Genomic DNA, 13,406 nt, shown 5'->3' with positions numbered 1-13,406 from the left:
TTCAGAATCACTCTAAACTAAGCTTTATTATAATTTAATTTGTAAGGTAGTATACCAGTTTCTTGGTGCCGAAGGTATAATTCCTGGTCCAGGATAACCCGTTGCTCGTCTCGTAAAATAGGTTTCGTCTAATAGGTTATTAATACCAGTTTCTAGTTTAAAACGCTTGTAGGTATATGATAATGATAAATCTAAAATATCATATTCTGGGATGGCACCTATAACACCACTCAAATTAGCATCTTGAGAATTTGTAGCATCTGTAAATTGGCGACCTAAATAAGAATACTGTACGTTTGCCATTAGATTTTTATATCCAAATCGCACTCCTGTTTTTAGGTTCACATCTGGCACAAACTCTACTTGATTACCTTCTACACCAGATTGTTGTGAGTTTGTATATTCCGAAGAAATAAAGGATGCATTTACAAAGTAATTAAAGCTGAAATCATTGTTCATTTTCAGCACCTTTTTTAGGTTAACATCTACTAATGACTCTATACCAACAATTCTCGCATCACCAACATTGCCACGCTCACTTATTACGCGACCATCATCAAAAGATTTTTGTATGAACCCAATTCTGCCATTATAGAACAAGGCAAAAGCACCTAAATCATAAGAAATGGTATTTTTATAATTACCTCTAAAACCTAAATCTGCGGTAAACCCATCCTCATCAGTAATATCTGGGTTAACTGCAAATGCCGGATTATTGATATTAATATCTGAAAAGGTAACTGAACGATAGTTCTGTGAGATATTACCGTAAATTTCTAAAGCTGTTGTAGGTTTATAACTCAATCCTACACCTAATAACACAAAATTACGTTCAAATGTTCTATCGTCATTTACGGTTTCTTCAAAAATAACATTGCCTGCAGCATCTGTATTTATACGCTGAAAAAAGCCTTCACTTTCAGTCTTTATATATTCAAATCGAAAACCTGGTGTAACTGAGAATTTATCATTAAGATAAAATATATTTTCTCCAAATACAGCTACATTGAGATTTGGGAAATCAAATTGTGATTGCGACGGATAATTTGGAAATTGATCATAGTAAAACTCAAAATCTGGACCACTACCATCAGATCCTGGACCTTGTTGTTCATTATTATTGGCTTTGTAAAATTTAGACCCAATTAGGAAGGTCGCTTCTTTTCCGAAGAACTTATACTCACTAAGCAGTCGTGCCTCTGCACCAAAGTTTTTAAAATCACCTTTAATTAAATCGCGCTCATTATTTGGGTCTATTTGATCTACACGATTGGTTCTAAAACCTAAGGCATCTCGTGATGCATTTAAACCAAATGCGTTAAAAGTAAAGTTTGTTTTTTCTGAAAATTTATGACTCAATTTTAAGCTGTACAACAACCAATTAACCTTAAACCAATTTCTTGATCTATTGCTTTGAAATGCATCGTTATTAAATTGCGCATCTGTTAAGCCACCTCCTTGTTGTGCTAGATAATGTAAATGTGTAAACTCTGCTGCGATATTGGTTTTCTCATTAAATTTATAGCCTAAATGTGCAAATACGTTTTTAGACTCAAACTCAGAGTTTGGTCTAAACCCATCCCCTTTTTTATAGTTGAAATAAGAATAGTAGCTAAACTTCCCTTTTGTACCACTAAGGCTTGTGAAATTGGTATACAACCCATTGCTACCCAAAGTATTTCTTGTGATAAGCTCAATTGGTTTGTTTGGATTTGGTGCCTTGGTTTTAAAATTTATGAGTCCGCCAAATTGTGTACCATATTGTAAAGATGCTGCACCACGAATCACTTGTATTTCTTTTAAACCTTCGGCAGCTGGAGTGTAATAACTTTCTGGATAACCCAACACATCTGCGCTAATATCATAGCCATTTTGTCTGGTATTAAAGTTAGCTGTACGGTTTGGATCTAAACCTCTACCTCCAATATTGAGTTGCAAACCTGCATCATCATTTTGGTAAATATTTAATCCTGCAACTTGGCTATATATTTGTCTTGCGTTGTTGGTAGCTAAGTTAGCTAGTGATTGGTCTACAAGAATAACCTCAGTTTTTTTACCTGCAAAAATTGACGTTTCTTCAACATCTTTTAACCTATTAAGTTCAAAAACCTTTGCACGTCTTGCATTGATTATAATTTCTGAAAGGTCTTCTTGCAATGGTATTAAAACCACATTTAGATTTTTATCTTTTTCAAGTGTTTGCTCTAATTCTATAATTTCAAATTCTGAAATGTAAAATACTAAGACAAGCTCAGTCTTTACTGTAGAAAACTCAAAATAACCTTTAGCATTAGAGGTTGCTAACAATCCTGAAACTTTATCAAAAACTTGAACATTGGCAACAACATCGTTAGTATTGCCATTAGTAATATATCCAGAAACTTTGTTTTGCCCTATTACAGGCAAACTCAATAAAAGTAGTGTTATAATTATTTTAAAATCCTTTAATGTCATCTTTAAATGGTAAAATCCAGTGTTTGGGTTTAAATGATTCCTTTTCTTTATATAAATCTACGGTTGGGTCAATATATTTCTGACTTAACCTACCGTTGAGTGCTACGTAACTGTCTGCAAAAACTTGTACATTTTCATGTCCTTGCGCTTTAAAATGATCGCCTAAAAAATGTGCGTATTCTAAAATAAAATCAGGTTGAAAACTCATTTGTTTTTCTTGAAATGCAGTTAAAAAATCTGAATTTTGGACGTAAAAGTACTGCCCAGTTTTAGAATTGGCAATTTTAAAAGTGGTTAATCCTGCTTTTTCCATGAGCATTACGCGCCATGATAGTCTGTAGCCTTCCTCAGTCCAAAATAATTCGTTTTTATAAAAGGCATATCTAAACGGAAATACGAGTTGAATTATGAAAAAAACGGCAAGAATTGGGAGCAAGATATTTCGGCTAGAAAAAGAATAGGTTTCTACAGTAATTGGTGATTTTATGTGTTTACGAAATGGTTTTAATACGCGTTTAATATTAGCTATTATTTTGTCATGCACGCTAGCATCAAAAAAGATTAAGGTGGCAATAATCATGATATACGGAAACATGCCAATTGAGAATAAAACGCGTGTAAATACATGAAAAATTACAACTAATACAAATGCAAAAGTGCGTGTTCGTTTATACAATAATAAAAACGGAATTGTTAAATCATATAACATTCCAGACCAACTCATGGCGTAATGAAACCAATCTTGTTGCATGAGATCGTTGCCTATAAATGGTAAATCGTATTTTGATGGTAACCAAATTTTTAATGGCATGGCTTTAAATAACCAGTCGCTATTTAGTTTTGCAAGTCCTGCGTAGAAATACACAATACCTAAAAGTAATTTTATACTATCTATGGTCCAGTTTGGGATTTGATTATAGCTTTTTTCCCTTAATAGATTATCTACAGAGAATTTAGCGTTTGCTGGCAAAAAAATCATTACAAAACTAAGCACACTAATAAAATAGTAGTGATTGAGATAGGTAGTTTTATCTATAAGTTCTATGTAAGTGAACGTTAGGAAAAATGCGATAATGGCTAGTCTATATTTTAACCCAAAGGCGACAAAGAGCGCAGCGATTCCGCAGAAAAAAAACAAAAGATAATTATAATCTCCAAGAGATTTCACCCACTCAAAACCATAATATTTAAAATGAAAATTGGGTGCAATGTATAATTTTTCTATCCAGCCATGATACCAAAACCTGATGATACTGAAACACATCAGAACACCAAAACCAATGCGAAAAACTGCTAATGGTACAGCGTTTGTGGTTTTGTTTAGGTATGTTTTTAGCATTTGTGCCATTGAAAAAACCATCATACTGGTGTATGATGGTCTGATATATTTATCTTTAATTGGGTATTATAATACCACTAGTTAGTTTTTTAAACTGTTTAATATAATTATCATTAATATGAACAATGTACTTACCATAAGGTAAATTGGACAAATTAACGTTAGTACCATCAACAACACTCATATTTGTAATCAAATCTAGTGTGTCAAATTTGTAAATTTTTAAATTATAACGAGTTTGAGTTGGTCGAATACGATTATTGGATGGAAAGTACTGGTCTAAACGGACTTCAACTAAAATATTATTTCCAAGATTTAAATAAGCAAATCTTCCAGCTGTGTTATGAATATAAACTCTTCTTGATGAAAATGAATTATTAGATTCGTTAGAGCCTTCATCCACATCATTATCAATATCAACTTTAATATGTATATAAGCATTATCTAGTATTCCTAGCAAGTTGGCAAAATGCCAATGGCTAATAGCAATATTTTGGGAAGCTGAAGAATTTTCATTAATATTATAAAATTGTTCGTCTAGAAGAAGGGTAGAATTAGATATGTTATTATCTGTAGATAAATAAAAACCCACCTTAAAGTTACCAGAATCTCCAATTCCTTCGTTTTTAATTTTTAAATTGAATTGAATTTCATCTCCAGTATAAATTTGTTCAATTATACTTGAAGATAATGAAGTTGTAGCATTCCCACTGCCAGGAACCACTGTATTAGAACCACTGACATCCACGACTAAATCTGGAAGTCCTGGACAACCGTTATTGCTTAATATTCCATATTCATCTGGACAATTATCTTCCGTATTAGAAATACCATCACCATCCCGATCAGCATCACAAACATCTCCAATACCATCGGTATCCATGTCTTGTTGATTTGCATTAGCTTCATTTATACAATTATCACATATATCACCAACTCCATCTAAGTCTGTATCAAGATTATTTGAGCTTGCTATAAGAGGACATTTGTCATTTATATCAAGAATTCCGTCATTATCATCATCATCATCACAAACATTTCCAATCCCGTCATCATCTGTATCTAATTGATTTGAATTGGCTACATTAGGACAATTATCACAAACATCTCCATCTCCATCGTCATCAGTATCTGCATTTGATGGATCAAAATCTTCTGGACATAAATCAATTTCATTTAGCAGTCCATCACCATCAATATCCGGACTTTCACTGAAGGCAGTTGTTCTATAATTATTACCATCTGAATCAGTAAAAACTGTATCTGAGTTAAATAAACCTGAACTCATTTGATAAACTCTATTATTTACACCTCCCGGATATAGATGAGCAAATTCTGGTTTAACATAAATATAAACTGTAAAACGTATATTTCTAAAAACCTCATTTGATGGAAAATTGTTAGATCCGCCAAGAAAAAAATCAATATCATTAGGATGAAATAAAAATGACATATCGTAGGTAGTAGTTAATGCGTATACATTACTACCTAAACTTGGATTTAGAGTAAATTGAGGTGTACTATTTGGGTAAATATTTCTACCATAACCATTTAAATACTCACCCGTGTTTATATTGTTATTTGACGGATAACTACTATCAAACCATATTTTATCTCTGATTTTTTCAATATGGTTTCTAATTATAATTGGTTTTCCGTTAATACTACCGGGATTGTCTTGAAGTTTAATATTATAACCTGTGACGAGATCATGCCTAAAAATGAAACCATCGTGATTTCTGTCTGGGTTATTAATATTTGGAACTGACAATCCCGTTGCAACAATATTGCCACATTCCTGAATGGAGACTTGTGAATAAGAGTAACTTATTAAAAACAAAAATGCTAAAGTAAATTTTAATTTTTTCATGTTTATTTGAAATTTTAATTTTTAATTAATTGGTTTTAATCTCCATCGTTATCATCGTAACCATCATCAATGGCAACTTGAAAAGCTACCATCATATCAACTTTTAAAAGCACAACTGCTTTTTGAATTTCGTCATAAGTCTCCAACATTTTAGTATTGTCTGTCTCAATTTGAAGAGAAAAATTATTATTTAACGTTTGGATTTTTGTCTCTGCAATATCAAATTGATTGTTTATAAGTAGATTCAAATCCTCACCATTTTTTATAGTGTTGAGATAATCTAGATAATCCTTAAAACTTAGTCCTTGTGAAGAATTGTCATAAGCCTCACCATTGAAAAAATCTTGAACTGCTTTAAATGCTTCTAATGCCAAATCCTTTGATACGTCTTGGTTGTAAAAAGCCTCAACTTTATCATTAAAAGGTGTTGTTGAAAACACTCCCGAAGGAATTCCAAATTTATTAGCACGCAAACCTTTCTCATAATAGAAGTTAAAATCATTGACAATTTTATTTACAGAACTTGTTGCTGTATTTGCTGTACCATTAATAAATGTAGTTCTATAATTACTTGTCCAATCATTTAAAATAAGATCTGTTAAAGATTGCATTCTATCTATCAAATTTGACAAATACGTCTTATTTGATTCAAAATTAGAACTATTTGTATATATATTTAGAATTTCAATATCACTGCTTGCAATACCATAAAGCAAATAATCTACAGCAGGAAAACCAACCGAAGCATTATTACTTGGACTTGCTAAATTATAACTTCCAGATCCTGATGAAATATTATTTTGAATGTTAGTAACATTTGTAGGATAAATATTCATTTGTTTCCAGTATTCAAGTTCTTCTGCTTTGCCAATATCAAACATTTCTACATACTGCCAAGTTTTATAAGCCTCTAACCAAGATGATCTCACAGCATCTAAAGTCGTTTGGTCTGGTGCTGCTACAAATGCATCTTTAGCAGCTGTTAACATTGCTAAATCTCCACTCAAATCTTGTAACGCTGGAATGATAATATTGTCTGCCCAATTGGTCAACATCGCTTGACGATCAAACCCATCTGATGTTGCTCCAGAACTACTATCATCTGAACTACATGCAACCAGTATGGCAAGTGTAAATACGCTAAGAATTATTTTCTTTATCATTTTTGTTTTTTTCAGTTTGCAAAGATAAACAAGCAAATGCGTTCAACCTAATGAACGCATTTACTATTGAGACATATTCAAATATTAGTTAGCAGCTTCAACTGTAAAGTTAAAACGTGCTGCAATCTCTTCAGAAATTGTATCTAAAGTTTCTGGTGTGACATCCCAAAACCCATTTCCTTGAGAAAGTTCTGCGATATAAGCATTAACTTCTGCATTAGTAAAATATGGGATAGCTGTATTTGGTTGTCTTGTAAATTGTAAGCTGTAGATAAATCCAAAACCTTCAGATAATTGATGAAATGCGCTAGCCATATCATTCTCTTCAATTTTTAATTTTCCTGCTTGTAAATAATGTACTGCTCTTACTCCAGATACTTTAGATAGGTTTTCTTTAATAATTTCTGCTTGCGCATCTCTTAACGTATAGTCTTTTTCAACAATTGCTGCACGACCTAATTTAAATGCATTTAATACTGTTTGAGCAATACCAGCAAAATCTTCGTCATTTTCTAATCTATTTAAATAGTTATTTAAAAAACTATCGGCTCCTAAAACTGGTGTAGAAGCATCATCTTCTGCTCCATAAAGGTAACCAAAAGCCTCATCCCATTTGTGCTCCATTGTAGTGTAAGTCTTTCCTTCTTCTACAACATCATTATCATTGTTTTCTACATTTGATCCTGCATCTAAAACAGCTGGACTTAGGTAGTTGTTTAAAATTTGATCTGTCATTAAACCACCAATTAATCCTTTAGAGACGATTTGGTTTAACTCAAAACCTTTACCGTTAATGTAACGAATAGATCCTCCACCTGCTTGTTGTAATTGACCTGCGTTACCTGCAGATGCAGTAGCCGACCAATTAGGAAATACGTTGTTAGCTTGATCTGCTATCCAACCATCAAATTCATTTTTTATTGAAGCCGAAAGCGTTGCATTAGATGAAAAGTAATCTGATGATGCAGCAACTTTAGAACGAATACTTTTGTTTGAAGCATTTAAATCTGCGTTAGAGAAATCTGCGTCTCCTTCAACATGTGCAAACATGCCATCTAATTGTGCTTCTGTATTAGTTTCTGTTGTAAGTGCAGAGGCTAATTCTTGAGCCATTGCAATTCTTGTTGTTTGACCATTAAAATCTACAGTAGATTCTCCGTTTCTTTCAAAACTATAGGTTGCAGGAGTTTCTATTTGTGGTACAAATGCTGTACCATCATCGTCGCTAGTACATGATGTAAATAGACTTGCAATTACGCATAAACTTAAAGCTAACTTTTTCATTAAATTGTGGTTATATTGTTTTTATTTAGACTTGTTACAAATAATATATGTAATTTGATTGCAAAAATAAAATACAAATTCGTTTAGACAAAGTTTATTTAGATTAAATTTAAATAAATTAATAACAATCTAATTTAACTTGCTGATTGTCTTCAAAATAACGTAACGATAAATTAAGTGTTGTACTTGTAATATGCCGTAATTTGTCTAACACTTGGTTTTGCATTACTATAGACCCACAAATCATAATCACACCTCCTTTTTCAAGATGCTTTGCTATAAATTCAGTTTGTTTTATCAATAAATCTTGAACGTAAACTTTTTCAATACCTTCTTGAGAATACGCCATTTGACTGGTTTTTAATTTACCATCATGTATCGCCTGATCAAGTAAACCTGAATAAAGTGCAAAAGATGTTTTTTTACGTAAACCTACAAATAAATGAATATCGCTTTTAGCCTCATTTTGGTGAATCATCCCTAAAAAAGGTGCAATTCCCGTTCCGTTGGCAATCATGATTACTGGTGTTGATGACTTCGGAAAATGAAACTCTCGATTATGTTCAACTGTTGCAGATATCTCATCACCAATATTTAGAGTGCTTAAATAAGATGAACATAAACCCATATCATGCTTTTTAATGCTTAATACTATATCATCTCCAATTTTTGCTACCGAATACTGTCGCACTGCTTCATTAACATTAGGTCTAAACGCTAACAAATCTCCCGATTGAAATTTTACTTTTTTTGTTGGCTTTAATTGCAACATAAAGGTTTGATCGTTATTTAAATTTGTGCGCTTTACAACTTTGAATTGCCGTGTATATTTTGAATTTAAGGTCTCTAAAGGTTGTTTTATTATAAGTTCTAAACCATTAGCAGTACTCCATTGTTTAATCCAGGTTTGAAACGCATTAAACGATTGATTATTAATTTTAAATACTTCTAATTGTTGTTGAAATCCTTTATGTGTAGCTAAATGTGAATCTACAACTTCTGCATACTTACAATATTCGGGATATAACAATGAACCAAACCCTAACACAGAAAACTCTAAAGGTTGATTTGGAGGCGTTTGGTTTGTTAAATTTATAAATTTTGTGGCATTTATTGGCGAATCACCTTCACCATAAGTTGCTGTGAAAATCACGATTTGCTGAGCTTGCTTATAGGTTGTATACGCGTTCATTTCAGCAATAAAAACGGTTTTCCCATGTGCTAATAATGCGTTATAAAATAGTGTGGCAAAACCAATGGTGCTTCCCGTTTCCGATCCTACGAGTATGACGATTTCCGCAGTATCTTTAGAAAACTTGTTTTTAGGAATTCCTACTTTTTTTCTGCGTTTTAAAGTCATTGCAAAACCAGAGTAGATAAAAAACAATAAGGCTACGCACACCAAAAACAACACCATAGACCAAAAAATAGTGCCTTGTCCTGTATGCAAAATAAGGCTCCATTGTGATAGCAGTTTTATAAGTGGGTAATCTTGCTCGCTTACAATGGCTCCAGAATATTGATTAACGAGCAGTTCTTTATCTTTCAGTGTTATGAAAAAATAATCTTCTATATCTTCGGAAAATGGAAATTCTAAGCGTTTTACATCTGTTATTTTTAACGTTTTAAATAACTCAAAGCTAGCGATTGAAGTTGTATCAATTTCCGAAGTCAACATCTCTGGATACTTGTGAGAAATTGTAGTTTCTGGTAGTAAAGCGAATTTTTCTAAAGACAGATAAACACCTGTAAATGCAACAATAAGGATAGGAATTAATAGCCATCTACCAAAAATTACGTGATAGTATTGATCAAAATTTTCATTAATAACTTTAGAAAAATAACGATGAATACCACCTTGTCTTTTTACAATTAAAATGAGTCCCGAAAATGCCATCAGGATTAAAAAAAAAGACACTAAACCAACAATAAAACGACCTGTTGACTTTAAAAACAAGGAACGATGCAAATTGGTAGCAAAGCTAAAAATTGGTGCCTTCTCAATGAGACTTCCTATTTTTTTACCAGTTTCTGGATTGATATAAAACGTATCACTTTCACCTTCGTTTGTAATTACAGACGCTACGACAAAATTATTTTCATCGGTTTGGATGGTTAAAATTTCATCATAGCGATTGCTTAAGTTGTCTATAGTTGTTGCAACTGTTGTATCGTCATTTATATTGTAAGACTCGAACTGATTTGAGATGGGCTCGAAAGCCAAAATCATACCAGTAACCGAAGCCAAAATAATAAATACAGAAGATAGTATAGCCAAAATAAGATGACTAAATCTCCAAATAGAAATGGTCATGCTTATTCGATTTATTGAGGCATCATACGTATGTATCTAATAAAGCCTTTACCTTCAATTTTACTTTTTACGTTTTGAGATGTGAGATCAAACTCTACGTCACTTGTGTAATAATCTTGATCTTCAACAGCCGTTTCAAATCTAAGTTTGTAGCCTTTATCTAATTTATCATTATCAATTTCAATCACATTTATTGCTCGTTCTCCACCACTTATGGTTGCTCCTGTAATGGCATCAAGGTCAGTACGTCTTTTTCCGTAGAAATCCCACCAAGATTCTACTGTATTATACCATTCATCATCATCACCTTTTACATATAAGGTTTTTTCATAATTGCCTTCAGGATTGATTAATGAAATGACAATATATGCGCCTTCTCCTGTATAATTAGTCATTTGAATCATGCATTTGTATTTTGATGATTCGGTTAATGATTTAAAAGACATAAAGCTTAAAACCACTACTAATATTGGTATTATTATGCGTATTTTTTTCATTGGTAATCTCTGTTATTTTAAAAATTCTATCGAATTACTATTTTTTGTGAGTAACTCGTTTTCTTTAGCTAGATCGTATGCTGTTTCTTCAAAATCTGTGGTGATGGTTTTATCTGCTCCTTGAGCTATAAGAAATTTTAAAACCTCAGTGTTTTTAGCTTTCATAGCTGCTAATAGCAAGGCTGTATTACCATCATTATTTTTAGCATTGATGTCTTGTTTTAGCTCTGATGCTAGCTTAATTAAATAGGTACTATTTTTATCAACTGCGTAATGATACCAAGTATTTCCATTTTTTTGAACAGCAGACACATCAACTTTATAGCGTTTTAATAACGCCATTTTTTCAGTAAACTGAGCCTTGTTTTTTGTAGAGTAAGCGTTGGCTAAATAATGTGCTAAATTGTTTCCATCAACATCTATGATAGTCGTGTCATAACCATTTCTTATTAAAAACTCTACAACATCAGGAGTATTACCTTTTACGGCTAGTGATAGCGCAGATTGCCCTTTTTTATTAATCTCATTTTTAACTTTTAGATTGTTAAATAAAATTTTAACAACCTCAAGCGAATTTCTAGAAGCAGCATTCATAATGGCATTATTTCCTTTAAAGTCTTTGTCACTTGGATCTAAATCTTTTTCTAACAAATAATATATAAGCTCAGTGTCTTTACTTCTAGAAGCGATGATATGTAATGGTGAGATTCCTTCTTCGTTTGAGATGTTAGGGTCTAAGCCAAGGCTTTCTAAATATTTGTAAACTGACACTCCATTTGTAGTACCTCTTGTTCCATAAGCTGCAAATAAAAAGGCTTGATTGGTTCCTTTTATCCCTTTTTTTAACAAGGTATTCATCACATCAATATTTCCTGTTTTTGCTACATAGTTAAAAACACCATTACCTTGATTATCTTTACTATTTAGGTCTAAACCTTTAGATTGAAAATAATCTATCAATTTAAAATCTTTATCACTTGGCGCTACTAATAATAACGCATTTGCACCATCTGGAGTAAGATCTGTTTTAAGGTTAGCTCCATTGGTTAGGCAAATATCATACACCTCAGTATTTTGTTGTCCTGAAGATGCTGCAAAATTTAAAATTGTATTGCCTTTATCGTCTGTAAGATCTGTTTTAGCTCCTTTTTTAAGTAAGTATCTCATAAACTCAACATTACCTTTGTAGGCTGCCCAAAAGATATAAGTTCTCCCATCGTGTGTGAGTTTATTGACATCATTTCCTTGTTTAGATTGTATGTACTCAATAGTTTTATTTGGAGCCTTTTGAAGAATAGCATACACCACAGCATCAAAATTATTGCTATTAGCTTCAGTAATATCATGCCCTTCTTTAATTTTTAAATCTACGTTTTTTATTGAAGGGTTTGTACTCCAATAATCACGACTTAAAAATATATTATCTTGAGAAAAGCCACAGACACTCATTAAGAGTGTAACTATGGCTATATATGTTTTAGTGTGTTTCATCTTATTTTTTTACGAATGATTCTATTACAGATTCAATTTGCTTTTCTTCATTCATATCTTCAGCAAATAAATGTTTATATAATAATTTGTTGTCTACTTTAGATTCTAATGATAAATTTTGGTGCCTGTCATAAACGTCATCCCATTTACTTCTAACTATTGCCCATTTTTCTTGATGTTCTTTCCACCAATCTGCAGCTGCTTGACATCTACTATCATCGACTTTAACATACGTATTGTAACCTTTTTCTTTTGCTAAAACCACATCTTGTTTTCCGGCTTCTCTAATGAGCTTATCATTATCTTGATCATGAACCCAACCATAATTAGTAATCTCATGACGATTACCTCTTAACGTTACATTATAATCACTACGTTTTGTATACTCTCGTCTTGGTAATGGAGCCGTTGTAGTATTTTCCCAATAGCTCTTTCCATCAACGTGAACCCAAGTAGAAGATCCTTCATAACGCGGACTATCATCTACCTGATACACTTTTTGAGTCCACTGCCCTTTCACAGCCTTATCATCCTTTTCTTCTGATAACCAAGCATTATCTCCATTAAACATATAAAAGTTGGTATTTTCAAATAACCAATCTTGTCTCCAATGCTTTACAATATGAGGTTGCGCTGGATTACCAACTTGCAATAAGTGCTGTATAGAAATTTTATTATTTTTATCTTCAATTAACTCTGCCCATTCTAATCCCTTATCAACCTTTGTTTTAGAAGGTCTATATAGAGAGTCTTCGCTATAAGAGAATGTCTCTGCAAAATTAAATGTTACTTCAAAACAACCACACATCTTTTTAATGGCTTCTTGATCTTGTTTTTTCTTGTTTTGAGCATTTCCAACTGTTGAAAATGTTAAAATCACAACTAATAAACTTACTATTTGTTTCATTTTTAAGCGTTTAATTTATATGAATTAAAAAAGTTAAAATTTCTCTATCCTTATTTAGATTGAATTAAAATAAGTATTTATATTTGC

At 32.2% G+C, this 13,406-nt stretch carries 9 protein-coding genes; all 9 read right to left on the bottom strand.

Annotation, left to right across the window (positions count from 1 at the left end):
* Nucleotides 1-27 precede the first annotated feature (27 nt).
* A complete protein-coding gene (locus TD29_RS07605; protein ID WP_040279884.1) occupies nt 28-2,454 on the bottom strand; it encodes a TonB-dependent receptor domain-containing protein in 2,427 nt (808 codons plus the stop codon).
* Complete coding sequence (locus TD29_RS07600; RefSeq protein ID WP_040279883.1) at nt 2,435-3,802, bottom strand: HTTM domain-containing protein; 1,368 nt, start codon at nt 3,800-3,802, stop codon at nt 2,435-2,437. The genes TD29_RS07605 and TD29_RS07600 overlap by 20 nt, the downstream gene beginning before the upstream one ends.
* Before the next feature lie 46 nt (nt 3,803-3,848).
* On the bottom strand, nt 3,849-5,663 hold the full coding sequence (locus TD29_RS18495) for a thrombospondin type 3 repeat-containing protein (RefSeq protein ID WP_040279882.1): 1,815 nt from the start codon (nt 5,661-5,663) through the stop codon (nt 3,849-3,851).
* A gap of 35 nt (nt 5,664-5,698) precedes the next feature.
* Nucleotides 5,699-6,826, bottom strand: a complete 1,128-nt coding sequence (locus TD29_RS07590; protein ID WP_040279881.1) for an imelysin family protein — start codon at nt 6,824-6,826, stop codon at nt 5,699-5,701.
* 84 nt (nt 6,827-6,910) lie between these two features.
* Nucleotides 6,911-8,110 (bottom strand): DUF4856 domain-containing protein, encoded by a 1,200-nt coding sequence (locus tag TD29_RS07585; RefSeq protein ID WP_040279880.1) that lies wholly within the window; start codon nt 8,108-8,110, stop codon nt 6,911-6,913.
* Nucleotides 8,111-8,228: 118 nt separating this feature from the next.
* Nucleotides 8,229-10,424 carry a PepSY domain-containing protein gene (locus TD29_RS07580; RefSeq protein ID WP_052467023.1) on the bottom strand — a complete coding sequence of 732 codons (2,196 nt, stop codon included), beginning with the start codon at nt 10,422-10,424 and terminating at the stop codon, nt 8,229-8,231.
* 11 nt (nt 10,425-10,435) lie between these two features.
* Nucleotides 10,436-10,921: a DUF2271 domain-containing protein gene (locus tag TD29_RS07575; protein ID WP_040279879.1), complete on the bottom strand. Its 486-nt coding sequence runs from the start codon at nt 10,919-10,921 to the stop codon at nt 10,436-10,438.
* 12 nt (nt 10,922-10,933) lie between these two features.
* On the bottom strand, nt 10,934-12,412 hold the full coding sequence (locus TD29_RS07570) for an ankyrin repeat domain-containing protein (protein ID WP_040279878.1): 1,479 nt from the start codon (nt 12,410-12,412) through the stop codon (nt 10,934-10,936).
* A gap of 1 nt (nt 12,413) precedes the next feature.
* The gene (locus TD29_RS07565) at nt 12,414-13,319 is read right to left on the bottom strand and encodes a DUF6607 family protein (RefSeq protein ID WP_040279877.1); all 906 of its coding nucleotides are present in this window, start codon (nt 13,317-13,319) and stop codon (nt 12,414-12,416) included.
* Nucleotides 13,320-13,406: the final 87 nt, after the last annotated feature.

Source organism: Psychroserpens damuponensis (assembly GCF_000826655.1).
GTDB lineage: Bacteria > Bacteroidota > Bacteroidia > Flavobacteriales > Flavobacteriaceae > Psychroserpens > Psychroserpens damuponensis.
This window is presented reverse-complemented; position numbering and strand designations above follow the sequence as displayed.